Here is a 26,365-nt window from a genome sequence, read left to right on the forward strand (position 1 = left end):
TCTAGGATTCATGGAACGTTGCCTCTGGATTTGCTCAAAAATGAACATCTCGGCATAGGACAATCTGTTACCACAAAACACTATAATTTTGTAGGGATTTGATTAGCGTCTTAGCTACAGGGTTTACAGAACTGGAACGAGCTTTGTAGCAGCCCGTTGAAGGGAAATGGAACTCAATAATGTTTCGATTTTCTCAAGCTTGTATCAACTTGTTAAAACGACATTAGACGTACTTTCCGCTCAACGGGGTGCTAGAAACTTGCCCCAGTTTTATAAACCGTGTAGCTAAGACGACTCAATCAACATTCCTTCATTTTGAATGCGATATTTAGTTTTAGCTGTGCTTTTAGGCTAGCGTTCTAATTATTGGATGTCAAGTATTAACTCAAGATAATTTTCTTACATCCTGACACATCTCACTACGGTTTTCGCCAATTTGACACCGATCGCCCGTCCCCACATCAAAAACTCTCTCCCCCTCCCCCCGCGAACCCCTCTCCCTGCGGGCCCATCCCGCTGAGCTCCGGCATTTGAACTGTAAATGTAAAAATATGTTGCAAACTTTGTACGGCTGTGTTAAGTTTAGTTACATAAGGTTGAAATTAAACGAGGTTTCTGGTCATGGAAAACAAAGACGCAAAGTTGGGCTTTACTGAGTTCGCTGAAACCTGGAACGGCCGTTTGGCAATGTTGGGCTTCGTTATCGGCTTAGCTACCGAATTCCTCACCGGTCAAGGCATTCTCTCTCAAATCGGTTTGATGTAATCAGCTTAACTGCATACAATAGCTGAAATTCAGGCGATCGACCCCTTCACAAGTGCAAAAGCCCCCCCGCTAATAAGTCCCCTTCACTTCACACGGAAGGGGGCTTTTGCATTTTCTCTCAAACAATCCAACAGATGGCACAATCAAAAATCTTTTCCGTCTCCATATTTATCGCGAGACTAACTCCAGCAAACTAAGCAATTCCTACTGAATCCAACATTCTCAATTTAGGAGTCAAACCAGGAAGCTTTACCAAAGCGTCTCGTTTGTGAACCCCCGCACTGTTATTACCTAAAATCATCTCCGACAGATCCGGCATTTCTTGCCAGCAGTGCGAGCAGAACCAATAAACGCGATTGTGGCGAGCGTGGCGGAGTAATTTAGAGGAGCAACAAGGGCAACTATTCATGATATTTTAAACCTTCTTTCAGATAATGCAGCGATAACCGAATCATTACAAAGATTGACGAGTGCCGGCGCATCTCAACTTCAGACACCAAAATAAAAAATCTCTTTCACTCACAACTTTGAGCGTCTCGCAAGTAGAACTTTTGGAGACCCAACAGCAACACAACAATCAGAAGCTGAACGCTCCAAGGAGCCCAAGAGAAGCCCCAAATAAAACAACCCAGTCCGGCCCAAGCCACAAGAACAAAAATATCTTGAGAGGTTTGCCAGTAAATCCAGACTGCTGCCAGAGAAACTATTAGTAGCAAAATGTAAGCTGAGGGCATAGTCGTCTTCTCCCAAGGTGTCTGCCAACAGTCAGGAGCGATCCCTGACGTTCTGTTTTAACTTAAAACTAAAACCTGAAGAACTTATGAAGACGAGTGGGTTGTCACAAAAAGTAAAATACTCCTGCCAGCTTATATTTGTCCGAGAAATCTACAGGAATATTCAGTTCATGGCTGAGGTCGAATTCGGTTAAATGAAGGCACTACCCATAGGGACTTAGACATTCCTAATTGGTGTCAATTTCACCCCAAGACCGACAAGGTTGAAACTGATACCGGACTGATGTTTTTAGTCTTAAGCTGACAGGACGAAAGGTACGGCGCCTAAGTCGCTACATATATCCTGTCCGATCGACCCGATTCGATCGCTCGGCGCCATACCAAAGAAACCAAGTTTTTTTAACTCTCTTTGCCTGCAAAACTACTGGTTGAAAAGCTGCACAATTCAATGCGCGCGATCGATCTATTCTTGCTCCCAGCCCAAAGCCTCAGCGACCTGAGCCGCCAAAAACATCGGTTCAAAAGGCTTAGCAATCACGCTCACCACCCCCAAATCCGCGAACATCCGCCTGTCCCCAGCCAGAGCCTTAGCTGTCAATAAAATTACCGGAATGTGCTGCGTAGCCTTATTAGCTTGTAACTGTAGAAAAGTAGTAGGCCCGTCTTGGTCGGGCATCATCACGTCCAATAGAATAGCATCAGGCTGTTCGGCAAGAGCCTTAGCAACCCCCTCGCGGCCCGAACTCGCTGTCAGGACTTCCCAGCCCCCCACCAGTTCAAGACTGACTTGAGCTACTTCCCGAATATCTTCCGCATCGTCAATAACCAAGATGCGCTTGGCAGTCAAAATTAACATTTTTTTAGAAATGAGAACTGATCACAGATTAGAGGCGAAATGTGAATATTTTGTAAAGCAAATTATTTTAGCCGATCGGACTTTACAGTAAATTTTCAAAACTGTATAGCAGATGTTGAAGAAAGAAGGAAGAAGGAAGACCGAAGTTGCAATCGAGCGGCAGGATTTCAACTAAGAACATCCTACCTAACCGTCTGGCGCGGTTGCTGTAAAACATCCCACCCAGAAAAAGCCGCTTTTTGACCTCAAATCGCGCTTTTTGCCTGCTGTCCCCAAACTGCAGAAAAGGCTGAGATTGTTTGTCGATGACTCGATCGAACAATCTGCACAAAATCAGTAACTTTGGGTACACCTGGGTAGAAATTAACTTTCAGTTGCAAGCCCCTCCCTCAGAAGTGGCAGACTTAAGAAAAAAGTGCTGCCCTCCCCCAAAACGCTCTCCACCCACATCCGCCCCCCGTGCTGCTGGACGATACTGCGACAAATAGCCAGCCCCAAACCAGTACCTCCCTTCTGGCGAGAATCAGAAGCATCAACCTGTTGAAAGCGTTCAAAGACCATCTCCAGTTTGTCTGGCGGAATACCCCGCCCTTGGTCTTTCACAGCAATCACGATGTACCACGAGCTCGGAACTAGCAAGTGCGGAGGCGCGGTGGCAGGCTCAGGAGACAACAAAGACGGAGACGACACCGACTTGTGCCCTGCTTTTTCTGCCAAATCCAGATTGTGGGTCAACTCCCCGCTCAGCCAAACCGTAGCGCCGGAAGGAGAAAATTTTATTGCATTACTGAGTAAATTTGTCAAGGCTTGAATTAGCCGATCGGGAACAGCTTGCAATTGCGCCCCCACAGGCTTCACCGACAGAGTAACTCCCGCCTGCTGAGCCATTCCCTGCATCTCGTCAGCCGCCTGCAACATCAGCTCAGCCACATTGCAAGTTTGTTTGACGGCAGTGCTGTAACTTGACTCCATCCGCTCTAAATCTAGGATGTCGTTGACCAAGCGCACCAAACGGTCAGTGTTAGTGACAGCAATCTCCAGCATCCGCTTGGCTTTGTGGGGGTAAGCGTCCAGCAGGCCGCTGTTGAGGAGGCCCAGGGCACCGTGAATCGAGGTCATGGGCGTCCGCAGTTCATGGCTGACAACAGAGATGAATTCATCTTTCATGCGCTCGACGGCAAGCCGCTCCGTGATATCTTTAAAAGTCACTACAGCTCCAATAATTTCGCCTTCTTCTCGCATCGGAGCCACAACGTACTCAACCGGAAAACTGCTGCCGTCTCGCCGCCAAAAAATCTCATCGGTGACGCGCCGCGCCTCTCCGTCTTCCAAGGTGGCTAAAATTTGAGAACTTACCCGGTTCGGCAGCAGTTTGCCCGCCTGCTGTGCGGCGCAGTGTGGGACAAGTTCAGACCCTGAATTGATGTCTGTTGCAGGTGAGAGTTGCTTGATCGCCTTTGAGCATTCTTCCTGTGCACGGTGTAAGCTTTCATAAAGTGGTCGATCGATCAATTGCTTCGATTCGCACCCAGCCATTCTCACCGCCGCAGGATTGACAAAAGTTACTTTTCCCTCTTTGTTCAACCCGCAAATTCCTTCTCCTGCGGAGAACAAAATCATTTCTGTTTGGTGGCGGAGTTGTTCAAAGGCTTTTTCGACTCGCTTGCTGTCGCTGATGTCGCGAGAGATTGTCGAAACCCCCGTTACCGCTCCAGTGGCGTCTTTAATCGGAGAAATCGTCAGGGACACATCTATCTGTTGACCGTCTTTCCGCAAGTGCACGGTTTCGTAATGGTCGATGCTGGCTCCGGCCCTAATATTTTCCAATATTTGAGGCATTTCCTTGGGGCGTTCGGGTATGGCTAAAATCTCGATCGACTGCCCCTTGATTTCCGAGGCACAGTAGCCGTAAATCTTCTCTGCTCCTGCGTTCCAGCTCTGAATTGTCCCGGCGAGGGTTTTGCCTACGATGCCGTCGTCGGAAGACTCGACAATCGACGCCAAGCGCACGAGTTCGTCTCTAGTTTGCTTGTGTTCGGTAATGTCCCGACCCAAAATTACTATACTTTTGCGTCTACCGTCGGGGTGAAATACCGGTACTTTAATCACATCGTAGATTTTCACAGTACCGTTTGAGCGGAGAATCACTTCTTCTCCCCTAGAAAGGGTACCTTTTTCCCACGCTTCTCGATCGCTGACCTCGCACGCCTGTAGCGCCTCGCGGTAAAAAATGCTGAGTTCTGCTAGCTGAGAATCTTTGAGGCCGCGGTAGTCTATCTTTTCTAGCTCGAACACTTCCAATAGGGCTTGATTTGCCTCCTGCCACCTGCCCTCGCCATCTTTGAAGCAGACAATATCTGGCATGGCATTGATCAGCGAGTCGAGATAGGAATTTTCTCGCAGTGCAGTTTCTACCTCGGCCCGCTTGGCGATTTCCCGTTGCAGGTTTTCGTTTGTCGCTTGCAGCGAGTCCTTTAACAAACTTTGTGTAAAAGTCTGTTCTTTAATTACTTCCTGAAGTCTGTGGAGTTCTAGCGACAGCCGCCTGCGGGCCAACAAATTCTCTACCCGCAAGTGCAGTTGGGTGGGTTCTACGGGACTTACTATCAAATCGTCTATTCTGCGATCGAGTTGTTTTGCCTGCTGCGAAAATGGTTGCTCAAAAAGAGCAGGCGTTTGGGATTTACTAACAAGCAAGAACGGTAAAAAGATCGGCTCGGCGGCAGCTTTCAATGATTCTACCAGCGGCCCAATGCGATCGAAATTTGCCTCGTCGAGAATGCACAAGTCAAAAGCGATTTGGGGAAAGGGAAATTCGGAGTTTGGATCTAAACCGCGATCGAGTGCGATCACCTCATGCTCGGTGTTGAGGTGGGCGATCGGCAAATTAAGTTGTTGGTGGCGATCGACCAAGAGTAAAATGCGGCTCATTAGTGTGTTAATTTCCCCATGACTAATGATATGATGTACGGTAAATTAACCATTATACGGTTTGTAGTGAGGACTTCAGCCCTCTTGTTTATGAGGACTGAAGTCCTCACTACAAACAAATTTTATAGCCCTATATCGACCGGACGGTATCGAAAGTATCAAGGCATTAGGCAGCCAGAGTAGAAGCCCCTATGCAATAAAAGTTGATAATTATTTAATTGTTTGTTCGTTCAAACAATGACTGATGACTGTTGACTAATTTAGTTAGGGGGGCGGGTTTATATGTATTTGGGTTTGCTGTTCTATTTTGTTTGTTAAACCCGCCCCTACAGACTAATGACTAAAGACTGATGACTAATGACTTTTTACGGCATTCCGATCTCAATTAAAGCATCTTCCGGCATACAGCTAGAGTAACAATCCCCTTCCGATAAAACCGCAATCAGCCTCACCTGCCAGTCTGGCATAATCTGCAAATCAGCCCAGGGCACTGCTACCTCCAAACATTTATCGACTCCCACTTGAGCCCGGCTGATGCGAGGCTGCCACTCATCGCCCTCTCCTGCTTCCTGAAACCAAATTGATTTCGTCAGCAAATTAATCTCTAACTGATGGTGGTATCGATAGTTTAGCGGTGCTTGGTCAGGCAAACCCGACAGCGGAATCAGACTGTTGTGCATCGTGCGATCGGGATAAAACCAGAACAAATTTAACTGCTGCGGGCAATCAATTCCCGGCCGCACCCCTACCTTGAAGTCGGCACGAATGTAAAAATTCAAGTGGTCAACCCCGTACCAAAGGCGCTGAATTGCCGAACTCCGGTGCATCGTACCCCTTGCTCCCCCAACTTCAATCCGGCCGGCTTTGTCCCAATCCTGTTCGTTGCCGATACCGTCAATCACCGGGTGAATAAAGCTCAGCGGCAGGTGGTCGCCTTGAACCTCGTGCACCTCTACTTGCCGTCGCACTTCTGGGGGTACGGGCTCGCCGAGAGCTTCGTAAATTCCCGCTACGTGTTCCCGAAATAGCTGGTCGAACATGGCATCTTGGTTCGACGTGTGGCCTTCGCCAAACCACCAGAACCAGTCGGAACCTTCGGCAGCGTAAAGCGCTTCCCAAGCTTCTGGGTTGCTTTCTTCTGTAGCCTCTGGATGGTTGGCCAGCATTTGTCTCGCGGGCCCTAACAAGTCCCAAGCGCGATTTTTCGCCGGATCGCCGATCCAAGTGGTCAGAGAACCGTCTACCCAGGAACCGGTGTGAAGTTGGGCTGCGGGAATTGTTTCGGTTGCTGGGAATTTGTCGAGAAATTCCGAGACTGTGACTAATTTTATATCTGGATTATCGCTGAGAGTTTGATAGAGGGATTCTAAGAAAGGTTTGCCGTCTTGGGGATAGAATTCCCAGCAATTTTCGCCGTCTAGGGCGATCGTAACTAACCAGGGATTTTCTAAAGCGGTTTGACCGTCGGGTTGTCGGTGTTTGAGAGTTCGGCCGATCGCTTCTAAGTGTCCCACTAAATCTGATGCTGCTTTTTCCGGTTCCATCGAACCGTAGGTAAACCCGATCAAGTCGGACAATCTGTGGTCTCTAAATACTATAGCTAAATCACCGTCAGGAGTTTCTAAACGGTAAGGGCGATATAAGAATTCTGGTTCGTAGACATTCCCTGTCGCGTCGCGGTTGAAAAAGTGTTTAATTGTCCACCCCAATACTGCTTCGTCCGAGACTATCCATTTAAAGCCTTGTTTGGCAATGTAGGGCAAAATTTCCGGGCTGACTGCTTGTTCCGACGGCCACAAACCGCGCGGTTGGCAATCAAACCGATCTTCATACATTTCCCAGGCTTTTCTCAGGTGTCGGGGAATATCTTCTTCCCACTGAAACCTGTGTTGTGGCAGGGTCATGTTTGGAATGGCTATGCGGCCGCCGTTGGTGTCGGCAAGCAGCGGTAAAATCGGGTGTGTGTAGGGGGTTGTGGAGACTTCCAACTGTCCCTCAGCTTGCATTTTACGGTGCTGGGGAATGATGCGAGCGAGGATTTCTTTTTGTTTTGAGTAGATGTTTTTTCTGTCTACCAAACTAAAATTTTGTCCTTGTTTCAGCCACCCTGCAATCTCGGGGTCGTCCCAAAACAGCGGGTCAATCCAAGCTAAATTGTGCCAGGCCAACAAGTCGCTAAAATCCTGCAATTTCCAGTTTTCCAAACACCACTGAATGCCTTTTTCCTGCCGCTGAATGTAGAGTTGAGCGTAGCGGGGGTGTGGGTGAATCAGGGTGTGGTAATTGGCGTCAAAGAAGTGTTCTAAAATGAACTCTTGTTCTTCGATATTTAAAGTTTCTGCTGGCTTTAATGTCACCGCCAAGTAAGGGTCTAATGCTCGGTCTGCGATGCAGTCTTCTATCTGCAAAATCAAGGAGGGAACCAAGTTTACGGTTTGATGCAGTTTAGGATATTTTGCCAGCATTAGCACTAAATCCAAGTAGTCTTTGACTCCGTGCAAGCGCACCCAAGGCAGTCGGTACTGGGCTGCTCCTGCGCTACCTGATACTCGGGATTTGTAGAGCGGTTGGTGTTGGTGCCAAATGAAGGCTACATAAAGGGGGTGAGACATTGAATTTGGTAATTGGTAATTGGTAATTGGTAATTGGTAATTGGTAATTAAATTTGGTAATTGGTAATTGGCAATTAAATGTTGGTAATTGGTAACAGTCAACAGTCAACTGTCAACTGTCAACTGTCAACCGTCAACTGGTAATTGGTAACAGTCAACAGTCAACTGTCAAACGTCAACAGTCAACTGCCAACTGCCAATTGCCCACTGACTAATTACATTACCTGTTCGACTTCGGCAATTTCTGGGATAGCCTCGCGCAGGCGACGTTCAATCCCCATTCTCAGAGTCATTGTGGAACTCGGGCAAGAGCCACAAGCTCCTTGCAGTCTCAGGTGTACCACTGGGCCGTCAATTTCTACGAGTTCGACGTTGCCACCGTCGGATATCAGGTAGGGGCGCATTTCATCGAGAACTGTTTCGACGTTATCTCTGGTTAGTGCTAGTGTCATATTTCGCCTCTGTGATGATTTCTTGCAGTTGATGAAAGTTCGATTTGACTCAAGGACAGCATTCTCAACCCGTGGGGATTTAAGAAACCGGGTTTTTTGATAAAATACTTAGGCACTCAGGTGAGCCCGCGGCAGGAAACCCGGTTTCTGTCACGCTGATGCTCGATCTGAGTTCGCTCTCTCGTTCGATCGTAGCCTTACTTGCTGCCAAATCAAGTTGATTCTGATACCTTATCCAAAAAAACCCGTTTTATTTAAGAAATTGGGTTTTCGATCGCGCTACACTACTGCTGGTTCTAGCAGTTTGACGTTGGAGTAGTTGAACTCGGTTGTTGTCTGTTGACCTTTTTCTTTGGCTCGAACCACTTGCTTGGTCATGACATAATAGTCGCCTATCTTGTCAAAGGTATCTTCAAATTCGAGTTCTTTGATGATTTCGTCGGTTTGGGGGTTGCGGAAAACGGCATCGTAGTGGGTTGCCAAAGAACCTTCGGGTGTCTCTAAGCTTTTGTGCGTGTCAATTACGAAAGCCATGCGGCCCATCACCCGGCTGACTTGACAAATTGAGAGACCTCGGATTTTATAATTCGAGCCCATTGAGTCGCCTTGCACCAAGATGTCCACAGCGTCGGTGCTGTCCTTCTCGCCCAGGGTAAAGCTATTTTTGCCGTGAGATTTTTCAAATGTCGAGCGTTTGCGGTGGGTGACAATATCGCGCATTTGGGTGTAGACGCTTTGCTGCACTTCCTCATCTTCAATGCCGCTGACTTCCACGCTCATGTCGGGTTTGATGGAAACATGACCCGTATATACTTCGTCGCCCTGTTTGAGTTCAATATCCGCACTGTAACCGGGAAAATTGGCATCCCAGGTATAGCGGTGTTCGTAAGCAGCGCGAAACAAATCGCGAGCGTTGGCTTGCTCTGTCATAAATCCCTCTTTCTCTTGACACCCATCTAGTTTAGCTTAACCGCGAGAAGCCCCACATTCACTGGGTAGGGGAGTTACCCGCACTCCTGGCGAGCACTTGTTGGGGGTGCTGCTGGGCTGGCAATTAGGACGCAACAAGAATTTACTTTCTCTATCGGTTGCTATGATTTGAAAATAAAGTCACAAAATGCCTGGTTATTGAGAGCGCGATGGGTCGCAAGCCAGACACCAGTCTTAGTTATGGGTTATGTTGAAAAAACTTGTGTCCGCTTTTTAGGGGTTGCACCCGCAGGCAACTATTAGATTCCCCCCTTAATAAAATGCTAGAAACTGTCTACAAACACTTAGAAACATTGCAGGAACAAGCTAGGGAATTGCCACACCCGCAACAGGCAATTTTCACAAAAATTTTGGAAGATTTATCAAATTCTTTACAGGAAGTGGCAGGCAGCCGCTTGTTTGAAAGCGCCACAAATAACGCGGCAAAGCTGGTTGAAATTGAAAAAAATAATCGCCTATTGGAACGCACTGTAGCCCAGCAAGTAGGGCAAATCAGACAGCTACGGGAGCAGTTGGAAAAACAAATCAGCCAGCATCGCAGGGACACTCAAGCATTAACTAAAAGTGAAGCCAAACTGCAAACTATGCTGCGTAATTCTCCCGATCTAATTAGCATTGTTGGCTCGGACGGGCGAGTTCGATACCACAGCGGAGCCCTACAGCGGCTTTTGGGTTACAACCCAGAAGAAAGAATTGGCAAATTTCACGGCGAGTTAATCCATCCCGACGATTTGCTGGCTTGGCAGACGTATTTTGGTAAGTTGTTAGAATCTCCAGGAATTGGGGGGGCAATCGAATATCGGAAACGCCACGCTGACGGTTCTTGGATCTACATGGAGTCGATAGGTAACAGTTTGCTTTACGATTCTAGCGTGCAGGGAATTATAATTAATTCGCGGGAAATAGGGGAACGAAAGCAAGCGGAAATTGCCGTCCGAGAGTCGGAACTCCACTACAGAGTTATGTCGCAAATTACTTCGGATTTTGCCTATTCTTTTAAGGGACTGCCCGACGGCAAGTTCGCCTGCGAGTGGGCGACAGAAGCTTTTGAGCGCTGCACCGGGATCGTTCCTGAAGAATTAGAATCGTTTGGTTGGTGGAACTCGGAACTCGTTCATCCCGACGACAGGGAAATGTTAATTAAACAGTTAGAAGGCTGTAATTTCAGCCGCACTGGAGCTAATGAGTATCGCATTATTAATCAAAAAGGCGAGGTGCGCTGGGTGCGGGACTACTGGCAAGTGGTGTGGGACAAAACTGCTGAGCGGGTTGTCCGTTTGTGGGGCGCTTGTCAGGAAATTACCGATCGCAAGCAAGTAGAATTGAAACTGCAACTCGTTAACCAAGTTTTGCAAGCCCAGATAGCATCGGCGCCGCTGGCGATTAACTGTACCAGCAATGACGGCAATACCGTTGTTTGGAACCGCGCCGCCGAACAACTTTTTGGCTGGACTGCGGCTGAGGTTTTAGGGAAACCTTTACCGAATATTCCTGAAGGCCAAAAGCAAGATTTTTACGCGCTGCTAAAGTCTGCGTCTAATGGCCAACCGCAAAACGGTTTGGAAATATCTTTGTTGAAAAAAGACGGTAGTTCGATCGATGTTTGGCTTTGGGCCGCACGCGTGCGAGATCCGGGCGGCCAGACTGTCGGCAGTATCAACATCTTTTCCGATCTTTCAGAACGCAAGCGCATAGAGGAAGAGCGCCAAAAACTAGCAGCGATGAAAGATATGGAGGAACCTTTTTGGGCGCGCTATGTCAGCCCTCCAAAAACTCCGAAAAAAAAGGGCAGTGGGTAATTCTATCAAGCACAAGTTAAAATCATTAAAAGTGCGAAAGTGCAATCTTATGCTTGCAATATCCTTTCCGGTCAAATAACGTATTTGAGGGAAGTCGTTCCAGCAGACATAACATGATAAATACACCGGGCTAGTACGTGTAGTAGTTGCTATTCTGTACTGTGTAAAACTATAATTCCCTAAAAATAATTGATGAACCAGCTACCGAATTTAGTGAGGGAATCTATCGATAAAGTGTCAGCTTTTTCCAGTGTAAAACTTGTTGGCGCGGTAAATATTAGACTTGTTAAATACGCCACTAGAAGGTTTACTGATGCCCAGGTTTTTCCTGACTCCTGAAAGTGGCTAACTCTGCGTGAGTTTGGCAAGCTTCACTTAACTCAATGTAATCTAAGATATTGGAAATTACCTTAGAAAGGTGGATAGCCGAACGGTGAGCTTCTTGGATAAAATCTCTCTCCTCTATCGGATCGTCAGCTTGATCGTCTATGGTTAGTTGTAGATAACCGATGATGTGATTTAGGGGAGTGCGGAGCTCGTGGGACGCCTTCAACAAAAATTGCTTTTTGAGCTGGGATAGTCCTTGTACTCGCTTGCTGCGCTCCTGGTAGAGGGTGGCGAGGGCGATCGCACTTCCTACTTGCTCGGCAAGTTCTTGTGCGAATTCGATCTGCGATTGAGTCCAAGGTCGATCGGTCTTACCCTTGCGCGACGATCGGCCCTTGGACTGATGCAAGCTAATTATGCCGTTAGCTTGCTGTTGATAAGCGGTAGCCACCACTAGCAGCGACTGCGGCCCACAAGGGTCATTGGCTGCAAAGGACTCTACTACCACCGGTTCGAGGGTGGCTAGAGCTTGAATGAAATGAGGTGCTGCTGTGAGGGAGATTTCCATTCCCAGCATGGGTAAAAATGGTTCTTGGCAGTATTCAGCAGCTACTTTGACTTGCAGGCTAGAACTTTCATAGGGACAAATGATGCAGCGGCTGACGCCTAGTGTTTCTCCCAGACTGTTAACTGTTTGCTGCCAGATGCTATCGAGATCCAAGGTTCGACGAATCTTTCTGCCAATTTGGAGTAAAAGTTTTTGCGATTGAGCTGATATTTGCTGATTCATAGCAACCCTTTTTCTAATAGACTGGCAAAAGTTTACCATTCCGCCAACAGAGCAGGAATTACTGAATTTGCCAGTCTGCCGCTGGCCGACTTAGGGATTACGTAATTCTACTTAAATTTTCCCACACGCCGTCAAACATTACTAAGTAGTTTCGGTGTCTTTACAAGATCTTTATGATTTTCCCAGAGAACTGAGAGCGTCCAGTATGCTTAATAATCGTTTACAGTAGGGGGTTGAGAAGCTGAATTAGTCGTATAAGCTGGCATTAAGTTTTTGTAAAGCTGGCGGTGTGCGCGGCTTTACTCGGATCTGTGAGATCCCGGCCACAAATAAAGATGAGCTTTGTTATCCGTAGCCCGGATTCCATTGATGCGAATTCTGGGTGGGGTCGGAAGTGGCAGGGGGGATCGATCTCAGTTGCAAGCTCCCAAGGAGGGAGATTGGCGATGGAGAAAAGTTAAAATTGATACAGGGACGATCGAACTGTGTTGTAAGATAATTATCAATTATCGATGACCTTTATTCACGAAACGGAACTCACGGATACACGAATATAGCGATTTTTATAAGTAACGTACAGTTTGGTAATTGGTAATTGGTAATTGGTAAGAAAGCTGGCGAGTACCTCACGAAAGTTTAGAACCGCTATAGCTGTTTTTTTCCTGATTCCTGATTCCCTCTTGCTTCTTGCTTCTTGCTGATTCCTTCAACGTCCAGATAATCGATTACCGATGATTGACGGCCGATGATTAATTTTTAAATAGTGGTTCTTGATAAAGCGGCACCGTAAAAGTAACAGTCGCTCCCAGTCCTTCCCCCATACTGTAAAAATTTACTGTACCCCCCATTGCTTCTACCAGTTTTTGAGAAATAGCCAATCCCAAACCAGTGCCGCCGTATTGCCTGGTACGAGCGCCGTCTACCTGAAAAAACGACTCAAATAATTTATCCTGCTTGTCGAGAGAAACGCCAATGCCAGTATCAGCAACTCTGATTTTCACCATTCCGGGGAATTGCTGGTTGTGAACAGTCACCTTTTTCTTAATAACCTCGGCACTGATGCGAATTCCCCCTTCCCCGGTAAATTTAATAGCATTTCCCGTGAGGTTCAAGATTACCTGAAGCAGGCGTTGGTAGTTGCCGTACACAATAATGTCGTCCTCCACAGGGGGTTTTTGGATTTGAAATTGCAATCCTTTTTGCTGCACCTGAACCCGCGTAAAATTCTCAACTTGCTGCAAGAGTTCGCCGAGTTTGACGGGAGCGAGGTCTAACTCCATTTTGCCAGCTTCGATTTTAGCGATATCCAAAATATCGTTAATCACATTGAACAAATGTACTGCCGATCGGTAAGCTTCTTCGATAAATTGGTGCGCTTCTTCGGGGTCATCTGCCATGCCGTCCACAAGCAGTTTTAGGAAGCCGAGGATGCCGTTGAGGGGGGTGCGGAGTTCATGAGAAGTATTAGCAAGAAATTGACTTTTAAGTTGGGAAAGGGCGACGGCTTCGGCGCGGGCCTGTTCTAATTCTTGGTAAAGTGTAGCGTGGGCGATCGCACTGCCGACTTGAGCGACTAACTCGCGGGCGAATTCGAGTTCGACATGACTCCATTTCGGGGAACTGCCGCAGCGGTGCAAACATATCAGTGCATTGGGTTGGTCTTCATAGGAGGTAGCTGCTACGAGTACGGAATGGCGGTGGAAGGGATCGGTGGCGGGGGAAGCGTAATCGACTGCTACTGGTTTTAAGGTGGCTAAAGTTTGAATCCACCCTGGCTGTTCGGCTGCGCGCAGTTCTAATCCCAGCATAGAAGAGTAAGCTTCTTGGCGGTACTCAGCTACTACTTTAAAAGTTTTCGATTGAAGATTTTCGATTTGAGCTGGGGAAAGCGGGGGCGAGGGGTCGCTAGCTATTGAGTGTTGTAATTCGGCTGCTGCGGTCGATTTTTGCTGATTTTCCGAGGCAAGGAAGGGGGAGGTTTCGAGATTTTCGCTGTCTTTTTTGTAGGAACAGATGATGCAGCGACTCGCGTTCAAAACTTGACCCAAGCTGTTAACAGTTTGCTGCCAAATTGTGTCTAAATCGAGGGTTTTGTGCAGGTTTTGTGCGATTTGGGAGATGACTTTACGGTCGATTTCCGAGTAGGCAGGGAGCGATCGACGACCGGGGATACGGCTCGCTGGAAGCGACATTAGTTGGCGGGCGTCCCAAGGGGACGGCAAAGCTCGATAGAGCATGAATTCTGGGGAGTCGGGCCGTCTGTCTGTGGGTTTGTCAGACAGCAGCCTTCCCATAACTAAGACTTTTGCAGCTTTGCCGTTTGAGTCGATCACCGGAGTGAGTGTCATATCGAAGAGAAAATATTGTCCGGCGTGGCAAAATGGATAGCTGAACCTTTGCGGTACGAGGGTTTCGAGTACCCGCCGCAGGATATCGAGATAAGGCGCAGGGACGAGGGGTTGCAGGGTTTCGCTGAGAGGGCGATCGACAATTTGTTCTGCTGTAAGGTTGTACTGCTCGGCTTTTTGCCAGTAAAAAGATAGATATCGACCAGAGGCGTCTTGGGTAAATACTAATTCTGCCCCTAACTCTTGAAAAAAAACTGTAGAGGCGAGGCTCGATCGCCGGAAATCTGTGTTAGAGTCCATCAGAGTAGGGGATGAAAGTAGTTCGGATTTTGGAGTATTGAGTTTTTAATAAAGAACTCAATACTACCCATTTTTTGGGGCTTCTACTGTTAATTTGTGAGTTATTAATTAAAAAGTTGTTGGCTTTTTAATTAAAACATTAATAGCTCAAAACTCACAATTTGCAAAAGTTTTAGACTTCTACTGTTGACTTTTGAGTGATTAATGAACTCATCAAATATTAATTCTTTAATTTTGAACTCAACTCACAACTCAAAACTATTCGTTCTCAGTCGTTTTGGGTAATTTAAAGATAAAAATTAAGATTGAGAAATTAGGAATCTGCACCGATTAACTATCTAGTGTGAAAATTACGCCAAAATATGAGGCTGCGAACAACTCTAATCAGGGAATGGCTCACGCATTTTTTCCCTCACCTAGAATAGTTCCGAGGTTGTGATTTAGCCGAGTTCACTCGCCCACCACCTGTAGCTTTAGCCACGAAATCTGCAGGAGATCGCCCGCGCGATCTAAATTTTACAGCCTGCAGATTTGCGCGCGCCGTCTGGGGCGAGAGCACCTCAGTCGTTCCACTCACCGCGGGGCGGGACTGGCGGGTTGCGACGCAAACCCAGAGCCAGTTCGTCTTCGCGGCGCTCGCCTCTGAGCCACTGCTTGATTGCTGTTTCAATGACTTTGCTGGGGTCATTCGTCAAGTGCTTAATTTGGTCTAGCAGTTCAGAATCGATATGGATGGACAGTTCGACTTTTTCTGACGAACTGTGGGAAGGTATTCTTGATTCGCTCATAGTTTAAAAATCCTAGTTTTAATTCTTAAGTTTCAATTCTTTTGATGACAACCGACTGGACTAGATATTGGAAGTCCCTGATTTGCACCCAACCTTTCCTCAACCGCTTAACCGCTTTCTGTACAATGAGAGAGAGAAAAGTTTTTTCCTTTTGGGTGTCCGGGCTCGTTTGGACACTTGAAAGGCTAATAACTGATACTCTTGAGGTTTGCCTCAGTTGTGGTTTCATCTCAATCCCCAGTAAGAGGTTGAAGTAAGCACTCTACTCTTGCTTGTGTGATCATACAACAAAAAGTATCCTTTGCCGATTAGCTCTTCGATAAAAAACATGACTAACGTCCCTGTATCTCGCATTCGTAATTTTTCGATTATTGCTCACATCGACCACGGAAAATCGACCTTGGCCGATCGCCTGTTGCAGGCGACTGGGACTGTGCAGGCACGGGAGATGAAGGAGCAGTTTTTAGACAATATGGATCTCGAACGCGAACGCGGCATTACGATCAAGCTGCAAGCGGCTCGGATGAATTACACTGCCAAGGACGGTCAGGAGTACGTGCTGAATCTGATCGACACTCCTGGACACGTGGACTTTTCTTACGAGGTGTCGCGATCGCTCGCTGCTTGCGAAGGGGCGCTGCTGGTGGTAGACGCATCTCAAGGCGTGGAAGCACAAACCCTGGCAAATGTCTACCTTGCCTTGGGAAACAATTTGGAAATTATTCCAGTTTTAAATAAAATTGACCTGCCGGGGGCAGAACCGGAACGGGTAAAAGGGGAAATTGAAGAAATTATCGGTCTGGACTGTAGCGGGGCGATTGAGGCTTCGGCTAAGGAAGGAATTGGTATAGATGAGATTTTGGAGTCGATCGTCGAATTGGTGCCACCGCCGCAGGATACTGTTGACAAACCGCTCAGGGCGCTAATTTTTGACAGTTATTACGACCCTTATCGCGGGGTAATTGTGTATTTCCGGGTGATGGACGGAAGTGTCAAAAAGGGCGATCGAGTTTTGTTGATGGTTTCGGGTAAGGAATATGTCATCGATGAATTGGGCATCCTTTCACCGACTCAAGTTCAAGTAGACGAACTGCACGCCGGGGAAGTTGGTTATCTGGGCGCGGCAATTAAAGCCGTAGCTGATGCTCGCGTCGGCGATACGATTACTTTGGTCAAAAAGCCGGCACCGGAGCCTTGGCCGGGTTATACAGAAGCAAAACCGATGGTTTTTTGCGGCTTGTTCCCGATCGATGCTGACCAATTTCCCGATTTGCGGGAAGCTTTAGAAAAACTCGAACTCAACGATGCGGCGCTTTCTTACGAACCGGAAACTTCGAGTGCGATGGGATTTGGTTTCCGCTGCGGTTTCTTGGGTTTGCTGCACATGGAAATTGTGCAAGAAAGACTGGAGAGAGAATACAATTTGGATTTGATTGTTACGGCTCCTTCTGTGGTTTATCAAATCACAACAATTAAAGGGGAAGTGTTAACAATTGACAATCCCAGCCACTTGCCAGATCCTCAGTATCGCGAGAAAATTGAGGAACCTTATGTGCGGGTAGAAATGCTGTCGCCGGAAACTTATGTGGGCGCGCTGATGGAACTGTCTCAAAGTCGGCGGGGCATTTTTATGGATATGAAATATCTGAGTCAAGGCCGAACTACGCTGGTTTACGAGTTGCCTTTGGCGGAGGTGGTGACGGACTTTTTCGACCAGATGAAATCGCGATCGCGCGGTTATGCGAGCATGGAGTATCACCTCATCGGTTATCGCGAAAATCCGTTGGTGAAAATGGACATTTTAATTAATGGCGATCCGGTTGACGCTTTGGCGATGATCGTACACCGGGATAAGGCTTACAATGTGGGCCGCGGGTTGACGGAAAAACTCAAGGAGTTGATTCCTCGTCATCAATTTAAGGTGCCGATTCAAGCAACAATTGGCGCGAAGGTGATTGCTTCCGAGCACATTCCGGCTTTGCGGAAGGATGTGTTGGCGAAGTGTTACGGCGGTGATATTTCGCGGAAGAAAAAGTTGCTGCAAAAGCAGGCGAAGGGTAAGAAGCGGATGAAGTCTGTGGGTACTGTGGATGTGCCGCAGGAGGCTTTTATGGCTGTGCTGAAGCTCGATCGGGATTCGTAATCTGTGTGGCATTTTGTCAGGAACAGGCAAGATGCCTGTTCCACAAAGAGTGAGTTTTATTGTGGGACGGGCAAGATGCCCGTCCCTAAAAGGCTTAAATTAAAATGGTGTAAAATGTCGGGTATAATTATCGAAATGTTATATAATCATGTTAAATCTAAAGCTTCCCGAACAAAGGCGAAAACTTTACATTGAAATTGCACTGCGTAGATGTCGTCCCGGTAGCGGCAGCAGTCGAGAGTTTCTGAATTTCTTTCCTGATGCTGTGGAAGATTTTTCAGGGGGCGACAACGAGGCTAGAGCGGTTGCTCTATACACTTGTTGCTGTTCGACCGAATTAGAAGCTCCATGTTTATCTAACAGCGTCCAGAATATGGGACATGCTCTTTTTTGAACGATCGCACTTACCATCAACACATTATACTCTTTCCATTGGGTTCTATCCAATGCAATGACTAATTAGACTCCCCGCTGTGATCTGACGGGCTATTACCTCTTTGACAATTGGAAACCACAGCACAAGTATGCTGAGCGCTTTAATCTTTAGAAATCGTTGTATGTGGCGGCGGCGACTACTTTGTAAGATCGGTAATTGCAGGGTGGTCGCTAATCGTTCTATTCTGACTTCTTTTTAAGTCTGTAACAACCATACCAACATTTTAAGAGTAAGTAATTGTGTTGGGGTTAGGTATTTTTCCAGTAGGGAGTGATAGAATGAGGGTAACATTTTATTGATTGGGGTCTTGTGATATTAGCGAGACCCTTCTTTTTTATCACAACTGGGTACTTTTTCAATCTTGAGATTATTTTGTCAATAAGCCGAAATTTTTTTGCTCTCTGCGATCGCGCGAAAACTTAGGCCTGTAAGGGTTCAGGGGCGCTGGTCGCCCCCTGAAGGAAGATTTAGAAAGTTTAATTGTTTTGGGAAAGTTAGAAATGGGTGAGTAAATGCTTTGTTGCAACTCGCGCCGAATTTCATCTACAACTTTGCGATCGCTCAAATCGCGATGCCACCAGTGGCTACAGCCATCTTGACAATATTTGCAGTACCTGCGCGCATCGGCAATTGCCAATAAACTCATTAACAGGAAAAAGGTTTTGATAGATTCTGAGGGCGGCAGTTTCAAAAGCTTTGCCATTTGTTCTTTTAATCGCCCTCTACTCAGCAACACACAAGGGGTGTAAGTTGGGCGAAGTTTTGATTTAGCAATTGCTAGGGAAACATCTTCTTCTCGCGCCCCTGCTTGGAGGGTCATGTAGGATAGCCGCTGTAATATTTCCTGCTGGTATTCGGTTGGGAAGCTTAAAAACCAGTTTTTTGCATCTTCGTGGCTAATTAATTCTTGTTGAATTTGATTGATTCTAATTTCATCGGCTAGATTCATTTGCCTCTCCTAAGTCTGGCTCAAATATAACGTGAGGTTCTCCTGAGATGAGGGGGCCAGTAAAAATATCGATTCCCGTTTCTCGACCTGAACTATTAATTTCGCCGCCACTTGTACCGCGAGGGACGGAACTGCGAGCGGAATGCCGCTGGCGAGAGTTACCTAACATTATATAGTCCCAGTCAGAAGTTGGCGTACTTGTCCCGTTTGCTCGACTGCCCACAACTATGATGGTTTGTTTTGTGCGATCGGCTGCATTCTGAATTCTCCTGGCATCTTCTGGAGATATGCCTGCTTCTTGCCATGTTTTTACACCTCTCATTTAAGAAATATTAGCATTGCAGTAGGCGAGTTTTTTCGCACTTCTCGATTTAAAATTTAAGCACGATAAATCAAGTTTTAGTTTCAGTCATCTGTTAATTTGAGCTTGCCGGATGCTTTTGCTTTGTCGATCGCCTCTTGAATCAGAAGGTAGACAAAGTTGGAGATCGATCGCTTTTCGAGATCGCACAACTTTTCGAGATCCTTTTTAGCCTGTGTTGGCAAAACCACTGAAATCCGCTCGCTGTCGCTCATGCCTTGCAATCTGTTGGAAGTTTCCCTTATTGTGCCACCTCGCCCGTCCAGGTCGTGCATCCACAGTCAGCTTTATGCTTACTTATGCACACTAATGCTTACTTTATGTTATTTTTATGGGTAATGTCAGAAGCCAGCGCATCCACCGACCAAGTTTCTGCGCTGGCTCTGGCTCCGTTTAGCAATGGAGACTCCTCTATTATGAAATACGAAGGATATTTGAAGCCGTGGGCAGTTGCCCGCTTGCTTCCCACTTTGCAATGGGCGATCGTCGGTCGCTATCGCAGCCGATCGGATGCGGAGGGACATCTTCAGTTGTTTCGGCAACGAGTACCTAACCTCCGATTTGAAGTGGTGTTTGATTTACCCTCTCGCCGAGGATAACTTTTTTGAGGGAGGGTTTTTGATAAGTTAACTGTCAAATTATCGACGGCGATCGCACTTTTGGAGATTAAGGGCGATCGCTTTTCAATTTAAGGGGATAGGTGAAGGGGCAACCCACACTCATAAAGGTGAATCAAAACACCCATTCATGGTCTGGCTCATTAAGTGCAGCTTTTACTGATGCTAAGTTTGCAAGGTCTTTGAAAGGACTCGACTTAGCTATTTCTGTAATTGAATGTAAAGCTAATGCTAACTGTTCATTATTGCCACTAGCTATTGCCGAATCCACTACGCTAAAAAGATCGCGAAAATTTTCTGCACGCTCATCAAATGAGCGATCGAGGTACTCCATCATCCAATCGCTGTGGGCTTTAATCTGAGCGATGGTTGTTTTCTCCCATGCATCAATTTCACGCCGTTTAGTCTGCTCCTGCTCTGCCACCATCTTGTACTCAGTGTACGCTGAGACAAGTTCCTCTAAGCATTCAGCAGGACTGGTGATTTTTGAGATGCCTCGCGAAACTTCTTTTGCTATCATGTCAACTTGCCTCAAATAGTACCGTATTTAGCTTGGATTTTAGCAGTCGCAGGGTTGAGGTTTCCTTCGCTATCTAAGACAGGGGTCTTCATAATTTCTGCAAGCGATTTTACCAGAAGCGCTACCTGTTGCAACTTACGCACATCTGCATTTTGATTTCGCTCGAATGCCTGGGATTCAAGTTCGTTAAGTCCGAGAACAGCACGAGAGTTCAAGTTATTCACCACATAGTTAAGTTCATCAATCCGTCGATGGACTCTTTCCAAAAAGTCTTTAGCAGCATCAATTTTAGCGATTTCTGTATAGACCTTGGCTTCATATTCTCGTGCTTTTGTCAAAGCTTTTTCACCTTCACCAGCAAGCATGAAGCCACCAATTGCCAAGGCTGGACCAACCATAATACCTCCAACTACAACTGTACCAACTGCCATGCCACCGCCACCAGCAGCCAGAGAACCACCTCCCAGCCATGCAAGAGTCGCATTCCAAGCTGCTGCACCGCTGAGCCCAGCGATCGCAGTGCCGGTACTTGCTGTCCCAAACAGTCCGATCAAGCCAACTGCACCTTGACCTGCCGCTACTGCTGCCCCAGCAGCTTTAAAACCACCTTTGACAAATTGTTCTGCTTCTAAAGCCGCAGCTTTGTACTCATTAATCTGCTGAATAGAAATGCCTTCTAATCCCTCCAAAAACTGCTTGTCGCTTAGAGAACCACGCTGACCAATACGCTCAATAAATTTGACAAATCGCCCAATTGTACGAATTTTGATATTTAGTTGCAGTTGACCGTACTCTTCTGCGATATTTTGAGTGCATTCCCATTCGTTTTTCAAACGATTGCAAGCACGTTCATGCTGTTCTTGAGCGCTCTTGCCCATTTTCTTTGCATCGTTCATGTCGGAAACACCTGCAATACCAGCTCCAATGCCAAGAGCGGAAGCAGCTATAGCAGCAGCACCCAAAATAATCGGGATTATAAAAATCATAAAATTTTCCTCAAAACTAATGATTCAGCAATGCTCAATGAGTCTAGTCATTAGCTACTTCAAGCTAGCTCTCTCGTCATTTTGACTCATTGCACGTAGATCGGGATATTCTACTTATAATAATCTAATTAACCATAGCTTTTATCTTACACTCATCAGTAATTATGTTAGACTTATATCAGGAATTTTCACCCCACTCCGCTATGCCGCCAGCCGACGAGCAATTTACCGAAGCCGCAAACCACTGGGACTTAGAAAACCTCTACGCAGACCTGGCCTCAGCCAAGGGAAAACGCCTCACCCCAATGGAAAAGCTTCACCTGCGGGGGCTTCTGTGCGGTCATAGTCCCGGAGAAATAGCGGAAAAACGCCAAAAGAACCCCAAGGGAGTTGAAACTGACCTATGCGCTACCTTATATAAGTACGTCAAAAGTCTGGTGGGTAAAGGCGTTGAAAAAATAGAAAATTGGAGAAATATTGCTGAATGGCTTGAGGATGCTGGATATAAAACTAAGCCATCTGCTAAATTCCCTATTCAAGACGGTTTATCTGAAAATAGTAAAGTCAATGTAACTAATATAACTTTTGAGAATAATCAAATAAAAATTGGTGTATACCTACAAATAACTGTACCGCTACCTTCAGAACTCTCCATACAAAATCTAGACATCAACGATAACAACGGTAACTAAAATTTTGCCACAATTCAACAGATTGGTAGGGTGAAGCGACTAAAATCAGGAAGGGCGATCGCCCTTACAGACTAAAGCAACAACTTCAGCGATAACATTAATATTACTATTATGCCGAATCTTTATATTATTGGTGAGCCTTACGGTTAAAGTAAAACTACAGTTTTTCGGAAATTATTACCCAATTTTTTAGAACGTTTTGAATATGTCAATGCAGATGCGCCGCCCGAATGTCCCCATTCAATCCAGACTCAGTTGCTATCCTCGCAGGACGCTTAATAATACAAAGACTGCGGACTTTATCATAATCTGGCACCGATTCCGCCTTCGAGACAACTTTAGCCGATCGTAACTTTGGTCGATTCTTGAGAAACTGTAAAACTCAAGGCTAGACAATCAACCTGATTTAGTTCGGGCTGCAATCTCCAGAAAATGCACTTGAACGGGTGCAACGCTGGGCTGAAAGTTGCGGACATTCTATTCCCGAAATCGACCTAATTTCTCTCCTATTGCTTTTGAGATAAATCGACCCTGGTTTTTTCACATAAGCCCGTGAAGCGCAGCTATCCCCTAGGGCATCGCCCAACCTCCAACCGAAGTCATCAAATAACCAATAACAAATAAAAAAACTATTGTCAACAGTGTTTTTTCGGAAATATTAAAGCTTAAATAAAAATTGCTACTGAGATTGGCGAAATATAGCACTTTGTTCCAAGTATTTGAAAATGCTAAGTTAATTAAAGATTTTATAAAAGTGACCCATAAGTCTTTACATTGTCGCTCGCAATTTTGTTATTCTATTAGTAAGTTTCATTCACTCAACTGAATTTTTGTACCCCAGTCCTACCCCTAAACAGAACGGCAGTTTCCACAATGAGAATTTTAGTCACAGGCGGTGCGGGTTTCCTCGGTTCCCACCTAATCGATCGCTTAATGGCCCAAGGACATGAGGTAGTATGCCTGGATAATTTTTACACCGGGACTAAACGCAATATCCTCAAATGGCTGGACAACCCGTATTTTGAGCTAATCCGCCACGACATCACGGAACCGATTCGGTTAGAGGTAGATCAGATTTACCATCTGGCCTGTCCCGCTTCCCCGATACACTATCAGTACAACCCTGTCAAGACTATTAAAACCAACGTCATCGGCACGATGAATATGCTGGGGCTGGCTAAACGGGTGAAAGCAAGATTCTTTCTGGCTTCCACTTCCGAAGTGTACGGAGATCCTGACGTACATCCACAAACAGAAGATTATCGCGGCAACGTTAATTGTATCGGAATTCGCAGTTGCTATGACGAAGGGAAGCGAGTAGCTGAAACCTTATCTTTTGATTACCACCGTCAAAATGGGGTAGACATTCGAGTTGTGCGAATCTTCAATACCTACGGCCCTCGGATGTTGGAAAATGACGGCAGAGTAGTGAGCAATTTTATTGCTCAAGCTTTGCGGAATCAACCGCTGACAGTATACGGCGACGGTTCCCAAACACGGAGTTTTTGCTACGTTTCTGATTTGGTGGAAGGATTTATTCGTTTGATGAATAGCGACCAAATCGGGCCGATGAATTTGGGGAATCCCGGCGAATACACTATTTTAGAACTGGCAGAAAAAATTCAAAATATGATTAATCCAGGGGCAGAAATTATCTTTAAACCGCTACCGGAAGACGATCCCAAACAGCGACAACCGGATATTACTCGTGCTAAAACTTGGTTGGGGTGGGAGCCAACTGTGCCGCTGGATCAAGGTTTAGAGTTGACTGTGAAAGATTTTCGCGATCGCATTGAGGGCAACCAAAAGTAGAGACTGAGAGAAGGGGAGACTGGGAGAGTGGGGCAGGGAAAAAATCTTCCTTATTCCCAATTCCCCATTCCCAATTCCCAATTCCCGATTGCCATCTGATTTTTTTACTAACTTTGAGGACATTTGTATGCACGTTTGCGTCATCGGTACAGGATACGTTGGTTTAGTCACCGGCACTTGCTTGGCCCACATCGGCCACCACGTGATTTGCGTAGACAACAACGAAGAAAAAGTTAAATTAATGAAGTCGGGACACTCGCCAATTTTTGAGCCCGGACTGTCTGAATTAATGTCTTCTGCATCTGAATCTGGCAATCTAGAATTTACTTCTGATTTAGCAGCCGGAGTGGCTCACGGGGACATTTTGTTTATTGCCGTGGGGACGCCTCCTTTGCCTACTGGGGAAAGCGATACTCGCTACGTGGAAGCGGTTGCTCGCGGAATTGGAGCTCACCTCGAGGGCGATTACAAAGTCATTGTCAATAAATCTACGGTGCCCATCGGTTCCGGGGACTGGGTGCGGAGGATTGTTCTCGACGGTTTGGCGGAACGTCAAAAAGCTCACACCAATGATATGGCTACGGGTGAGGAAGTAGCCGCAAAAAAAGGTGTGGTATTTGATGTAGTTAGCAACCCGGAGTTTTTGCGCGAGGGCTGTGCTGTTTTCGATACTTTTAATCCCGATCGCATTGTTCTCGGCAGCAACTCTCGGCGGGCTATGGATATGATGCTACAGTTATACCGGCCGATTGTCGATCGCAAGTTTGCAGAAAATCCGTCTTTGCCGGAGGTTCCTGTGGTGATGACTGATATCAGTTCAGCGGAGATGATTAAGTACGCAGCTAATGCTTTTTTGGCTACGAAGATTAGCTTTATTAATGAAGTTGCTAATATTTGCGATCGCGTCGGTGCAGATATTACCCAAATATCGAAAGGTATCGGTTTAGATTCGCGGATTGGTAGCAAGTTTCTGCAAGCTGGCATTGGTTGGGGCGGTTCTTGTTTCCCGAAAGATGTCTCAGCTTTAGTTCATACTGCCGAGGATTACGGTTACGAGGCGCATTTGCTGAAAGCGGCAGTGGAAGTAAACGAACGCCAGCGGTTGATTGCTATTGAAAAGTTGCAGCAAGTTTTGAAGATTCTCAAAGGAAAAACTGTCGGACTTTTGGGTTTGACTTTCAAGCCGGATACTGACGATTTGCGGGATGCTCCAGCGCTGAATTTAATCGACAATTTGAATCGGTTGGGAGCGAAAGTTAAAGCTTACGATCCGATTGTTTCTCAAACAGGGATGCGTCACGGTTTGTCGGGAGTTTTGGTAGAAACCGATCCGGAAAGACTGGCCGACGGTTGCGATGCTTTGGTGTTGGTGACTGACTGGGAACAGTTCCGCACTTTAGATTACGAGAAAATGGCGAAGTTGATGAATCATCCGGTGATGATTGATGGCCGCAATTTCTTAGACAAGAAGGCTTTAGAAGCTGCTGGTTTCCAATATTTGGGTATTGGAAGGTAAAGAAAAGTTTTGAGTAAAATCTCTATTTCGTAGGGTGCGCCTCGCGCACCTTACATTTATCTTGCTGGTGGCCAACAATCGCGGGTTTACTCGCCCCGACTGCTTTAAAAATTCTCCATCAAGGCTTTTTCTTGGGCGTAAACATCTCGTAGCTGTTGCAGTGCTGAGGCAGAAATTACCGATTTAACTGTAGCTACTAATTTGCCCCACTCAAGCAAGCTGTCAACTGAAACAGCGGCTTTGAAGTTATACGTATAGAATTTAGTCCAAAATTCTGGTGCTTGTGTGCGTTTCCAGCGTTTGTACCATCCGACAAAATCTTGAGCGCAGGGCCGTTTTACTTCTAAGATTGGGGGGAAATCGGCGTAGCTGACAAACCTGCTGATTCCTTGGGCGTGAACGTATACCATGCAGTGGCAGCATTCGATCCGGTATATCTGTTCGGCTGATATGTTGAATAAGAGTGCCACTGTTTCTTCGGTGACAAATCTCGATCGCGGATTGACGATCGACGATTTGTGAATAATTTTTGATGCGCCGATCGCTGACGATCTTAGCTGATTTTCTGATATCATTGTAGTTGCATCTGGTGGTGGTAGCTAAATCTATCTCTGCTAAGTGCGATCGACAGAAATTATCTG

23 protein-coding genes are annotated in these 26,365 nt (G+C 46.4%); 7 read left to right on the forward strand and 16 right to left on the reverse strand.

Annotated elements, in window-relative coordinates; all coding sequences use genetic code 11:
• The first annotated feature begins 621 nt into the window (after positions 1-621).
• Positions 622-765 (forward strand): chlorophyll a/b-binding protein, encoded by a 144-nt coding sequence (locus QUA71_RS13990; protein WP_006632525.1) that lies wholly within the window; start codon positions 622-624, stop codon positions 763-765.
• Positions 766-958: 193 nt separating this feature from the next.
• Here the strand turns inward: QUA71_RS13990 and QUA71_RS13995 are convergent, their stop codons facing one another.
• The 7 genes from QUA71_RS13995 to QUA71_RS14025 form a co-directional block, all read right to left on the reverse strand.
• The gene (locus tag QUA71_RS13995) at positions 959-1,174 is read right to left on the reverse strand and encodes a hypothetical protein (protein ID WP_333214914.1); all 216 of its coding nucleotides are present in this window, start codon (positions 1,172-1,174) and stop codon (positions 959-961) included.
• Between the two features lie 106 nt (positions 1,175-1,280).
• Complete coding sequence (locus QUA71_RS14000; protein ID WP_333285760.1) at positions 1,281-1,499, reverse strand: hypothetical protein; 219 nt, start codon at positions 1,497-1,499, stop codon at positions 1,281-1,283.
• A 463-nt stretch (positions 1,500-1,962) separates the two neighbouring features.
• Entirely contained in the window at positions 1,963-2,355 is a 393-nt protein-coding gene (locus QUA71_RS14005) for a response regulator (RefSeq protein ID WP_190655560.1), read from the reverse strand.
• Between the two features lie 363 nt (positions 2,356-2,718).
• On the reverse strand, positions 2,719-5,286 hold the full coding sequence (locus QUA71_RS14010; protein ID WP_333285763.1) for a PAS domain S-box protein: 2,568 nt from the start codon (positions 5,284-5,286) through the stop codon (positions 2,719-2,721).
• A gap of 365 nt (positions 5,287-5,651) precedes the next feature.
• Positions 5,652-7,898: a glycoside hydrolase gene (locus QUA71_RS14015; RefSeq protein WP_333285806.1), complete on the reverse strand. Its 2,247-nt coding sequence runs from the start codon at positions 7,896-7,898 to the stop codon at positions 5,652-5,654.
• A gap of 215 nt (positions 7,899-8,113) precedes the next feature.
• Complete coding sequence (locus QUA71_RS14020) at positions 8,114-8,350, reverse strand: NifU family protein (RefSeq protein WP_006632519.1); 237 nt, start codon at positions 8,348-8,350, stop codon at positions 8,114-8,116.
• Positions 8,351-8,629: 279 nt separating this feature from the next.
• Entirely contained in the window at positions 8,630-9,280 is a 651-nt protein-coding gene (locus QUA71_RS14025) for a DUF3386 domain-containing protein (RefSeq protein ID WP_190655567.1), read from the reverse strand.
• Between the two features lie 320 nt (positions 9,281-9,600).
• Between QUA71_RS14025 and QUA71_RS14030 the strand changes: the two genes are divergently transcribed.
• A complete protein-coding gene (locus QUA71_RS14030) occupies positions 9,601-11,139 on the forward strand; it encodes a PAS domain S-box protein (RefSeq protein ID WP_333285766.1) in 1,539 nt (512 codons plus the stop codon).
• Between the two features lie 307 nt (positions 11,140-11,446).
• Here QUA71_RS14030 and QUA71_RS14035 read toward each other — a convergent pair whose 3' ends face one another.
• The 3 genes from QUA71_RS14035 to QUA71_RS14045 form a co-directional block, all read right to left on the reverse strand.
• Positions 11,447-12,256: a GAF domain-containing protein gene (locus QUA71_RS14035; protein ID WP_333285768.1), complete on the reverse strand. Its 810-nt coding sequence runs from the start codon at positions 12,254-12,256 to the stop codon at positions 11,447-11,449.
• A gap of 749 nt (positions 12,257-13,005) precedes the next feature.
• A complete protein-coding gene (locus QUA71_RS14040; protein ID WP_333285770.1) occupies positions 13,006-14,904 on the reverse strand; it encodes an ATP-binding protein in 1,899 nt (632 codons plus the stop codon).
• A 560-nt stretch (positions 14,905-15,464) separates the two neighbouring features.
• Positions 15,465-15,692 (reverse strand): type II toxin-antitoxin system CcdA family antitoxin, encoded by a 228-nt coding sequence (locus QUA71_RS14045; RefSeq protein ID WP_006632513.1) that lies wholly within the window; start codon positions 15,690-15,692, stop codon positions 15,465-15,467.
• A gap of 328 nt (positions 15,693-16,020) precedes the next feature.
• On the opposite strand from QUA71_RS14045, the gene lepA reads away from it, so the two are divergent.
• A complete protein-coding gene (gene lepA, locus QUA71_RS14050; protein ID WP_006632512.1) occupies positions 16,021-17,835 on the forward strand; it encodes a translation elongation factor 4 in 1,815 nt (604 codons plus the stop codon).
• Between the two features lie 803 nt (positions 17,836-18,638).
• Here the strand turns inward: lepA and QUA71_RS14055 are convergent.
• The 3 genes from QUA71_RS14055 to QUA71_RS14065 form a co-directional block, all read right to left on the reverse strand.
• A complete protein-coding gene (locus tag QUA71_RS14055) occupies positions 18,639-19,220 on the reverse strand; it encodes a DUF5958 family protein (RefSeq protein ID WP_333285773.1) in 582 nt (193 codons plus the stop codon).
• Positions 19,204-19,542 carry a nucleotidyltransferase domain-containing protein gene (locus QUA71_RS14060; protein ID WP_333285775.1) on the reverse strand — a complete coding sequence of 113 codons (339 nt, stop codon included), beginning with the start codon at positions 19,540-19,542 and terminating at the stop codon, positions 19,204-19,206. The genes QUA71_RS14055 and QUA71_RS14060 overlap by 17 nt, the downstream gene beginning before the upstream one ends.
• 83 nt (positions 19,543-19,625) lie before the next feature.
• Positions 19,626-19,856: a ribbon-helix-helix domain-containing protein gene (locus tag QUA71_RS14065; RefSeq protein WP_333285778.1), complete on the reverse strand. Its 231-nt coding sequence runs from the start codon at positions 19,854-19,856 to the stop codon at positions 19,626-19,628.
• A gap of 63 nt (positions 19,857-19,919) precedes the next feature.
• On the opposite strand from QUA71_RS14065, the gene QUA71_RS14070 reads away from it, so the two are divergent.
• Entirely contained in the window at positions 19,920-20,180 is a 261-nt protein-coding gene (locus QUA71_RS14070; RefSeq protein ID WP_333285780.1) for a hypothetical protein, read from the forward strand.
• A 133-nt stretch (positions 20,181-20,313) separates the two neighbouring features.
• Here QUA71_RS14070 and QUA71_RS14075 read toward each other — a convergent pair whose 3' ends face one another.
• Complete coding sequence (locus QUA71_RS14075; protein WP_333285782.1) at positions 20,314-20,718, reverse strand: hypothetical protein; 405 nt, start codon at positions 20,716-20,718, stop codon at positions 20,314-20,316.
• A gap of 11 nt (positions 20,719-20,729) precedes the next feature.
• Complete coding sequence (locus tag QUA71_RS14080) at positions 20,730-21,704, reverse strand: hypothetical protein (protein WP_333285784.1); 975 nt, start codon at positions 21,702-21,704, stop codon at positions 20,730-20,732.
• A 164-nt stretch (positions 21,705-21,868) separates the two neighbouring features.
• Between QUA71_RS14080 and QUA71_RS14085 the strand changes: the two genes are divergently transcribed.
• The 3 genes from QUA71_RS14085 to QUA71_RS14095 all read left to right on the forward strand — a co-directional run bounded on the left by QUA71_RS14085 (position 21,869) and on the right by QUA71_RS14095 (position 25,724).
• Entirely contained in the window at positions 21,869-22,396 is a 528-nt protein-coding gene (locus QUA71_RS14085; protein WP_333285786.1) for a helix-turn-helix domain-containing protein, read from the forward strand.
• An 873-nt stretch (positions 22,397-23,269) separates the two neighbouring features.
• Positions 23,270-24,208 carry a UDP-glucuronic acid decarboxylase family protein gene (locus QUA71_RS14090; RefSeq protein ID WP_006632506.1) on the forward strand — a complete coding sequence of 313 codons (939 nt, stop codon included), beginning with the start codon at positions 23,270-23,272 and terminating at the stop codon, positions 24,206-24,208.
• A 127-nt stretch (positions 24,209-24,335) separates the two neighbouring features.
• Positions 24,336-25,724 carry a UDP-glucose/GDP-mannose dehydrogenase family protein gene (locus QUA71_RS14095; RefSeq protein WP_333285789.1) on the forward strand — a complete coding sequence of 463 codons (1,389 nt, stop codon included), beginning with the start codon at positions 24,336-24,338 and terminating at the stop codon, positions 25,722-25,724.
• Between the two features lie 104 nt (positions 25,725-25,828).
• Here the strand turns inward: QUA71_RS14095 and QUA71_RS14100 are convergent, their stop codons facing one another.
• The gene (locus QUA71_RS14100) at positions 25,829-26,299 is read right to left on the reverse strand and encodes a hypothetical protein (RefSeq protein WP_190657791.1); all 471 of its coding nucleotides are present in this window, start codon (positions 26,297-26,299) and stop codon (positions 25,829-25,831) included.
• Between the last annotated feature and the right edge of the window lie 66 nt (positions 26,300-26,365).

The sequence above is a fragment of the Microcoleus sp. MON1_C5 genome, from assembly GCF_036701875.1.
In the GTDB taxonomy this organism is placed as follows: Bacteria; Cyanobacteriota; Cyanobacteriia; order Cyanobacteriales; family Microcoleaceae; genus Microcoleus.

What these genes read in the sequence shown, in the direction of transcription:
- QUA71_RS13990 (WP_006632525.1), top strand. Translation starts at nt 622, where the DNA reads ATGGAAAACAAAGACGCAAAGTTGGGCTTTACTGAGTTCGCTGAAACC.
- QUA71_RS13995 (WP_333214914.1), bottom strand. Translation starts at nt 1,174, where the DNA reads ATGAATAGTTGCCCTTGTTGCTCCTCTAAATTACTCCGCCACGCTCGC.
- QUA71_RS14000 (WP_333285760.1), bottom strand. Translation starts at nt 1,499, where the DNA reads ATGCCCTCAGCTTACATTTTGCTACTAATAGTTTCTCTGGCAGCAGTC.
- QUA71_RS14005 (WP_190655560.1), bottom strand. Translation starts at nt 2,355, where the DNA reads ATGTTAATTTTGACTGCCAAGCGCATCTTGGTTATTGACGATGCGGAA.
- QUA71_RS14010 (WP_333285763.1), bottom strand. Translation starts at nt 5,286, where the DNA reads ATGAGCCGCATTTTACTCTTGGTCGATCGCCACCAACAACTTAATTTG.
- QUA71_RS14015 (WP_333285806.1), bottom strand. Translation starts at nt 7,898, where the DNA reads ATGTCTCACCCCCTTTATGTAGCCTTCATTTGGCACCAACACCAACCG.
- QUA71_RS14020 (WP_006632519.1), bottom strand. Translation starts at nt 8,350, where the DNA reads ATGACACTAGCACTAACCAGAGATAACGTCGAAACAGTTCTCGATGAA.
- QUA71_RS14025 (WP_190655567.1), bottom strand. Translation starts at nt 9,280, where the DNA reads ATGACAGAGCAAGCCAACGCTCGCGATTTGTTTCGCGCTGCTTACGAA.
- QUA71_RS14030 (WP_333285766.1), top strand. Translation starts at nt 9,601, where the DNA reads ATGCTAGAAACTGTCTACAAACACTTAGAAACATTGCAGGAACAAGCT.
- QUA71_RS14035 (WP_333285768.1), bottom strand. Translation starts at nt 12,256, where the DNA reads ATGAATCAGCAAATATCAGCTCAATCGCAAAAACTTTTACTCCAAATT.
- QUA71_RS14040 (WP_333285770.1), bottom strand. Translation starts at nt 14,904, where the DNA reads ATGGACTCTAACACAGATTTCCGGCGATCGAGCCTCGCCTCTACAGTT.
- QUA71_RS14045 (WP_006632513.1), bottom strand. Translation starts at nt 15,692, where the DNA reads ATGAGCGAATCAAGAATACCTTCCCACAGTTCGTCAGAAAAAGTCGAA.
- lepA (WP_006632512.1), top strand. Translation starts at nt 16,021, where the DNA reads ATGACTAACGTCCCTGTATCTCGCATTCGTAATTTTTCGATTATTGCT.
- QUA71_RS14055 (WP_333285773.1), bottom strand. Translation starts at nt 19,220, where the DNA reads ATGAATCTAGCCGATGAAATTAGAATCAATCAAATTCAACAAGAATTA.
- QUA71_RS14060 (WP_333285775.1), bottom strand. Translation starts at nt 19,542, where the DNA reads ATGAGAGGTGTAAAAACATGGCAAGAAGCAGGCATATCTCCAGAAGAT.
- QUA71_RS14065 (WP_333285778.1), bottom strand. Translation starts at nt 19,856, where the DNA reads ATGCACGACCTGGACGGGCGAGGTGGCACAATAAGGGAAACTTCCAAC.
- QUA71_RS14070 (WP_333285780.1), top strand. Translation starts at nt 19,920, where the DNA reads ATGTCAGAAGCCAGCGCATCCACCGACCAAGTTTCTGCGCTGGCTCTG.
- QUA71_RS14075 (WP_333285782.1), bottom strand. Translation starts at nt 20,718, where the DNA reads ATGATAGCAAAAGAAGTTTCGCGAGGCATCTCAAAAATCACCAGTCCT.
- QUA71_RS14080 (WP_333285784.1), bottom strand. Translation starts at nt 21,704, where the DNA reads ATGATTTTTATAATCCCGATTATTTTGGGTGCTGCTGCTATAGCTGCT.
- QUA71_RS14085 (WP_333285786.1), top strand. Translation starts at nt 21,869, where the DNA reads ATGTTAGACTTATATCAGGAATTTTCACCCCACTCCGCTATGCCGCCA.
- QUA71_RS14090 (WP_006632506.1), top strand. Translation starts at nt 23,270, where the DNA reads ATGAGAATTTTAGTCACAGGCGGTGCGGGTTTCCTCGGTTCCCACCTA.
- QUA71_RS14095 (WP_333285789.1), top strand. Translation starts at nt 24,336, where the DNA reads ATGCACGTTTGCGTCATCGGTACAGGATACGTTGGTTTAGTCACCGGC.
- QUA71_RS14100 (WP_190657791.1), bottom strand. Translation starts at nt 26,299, where the DNA reads ATGATATCAGAAAATCAGCTAAGATCGTCAGCGATCGGCGCATCAAAA.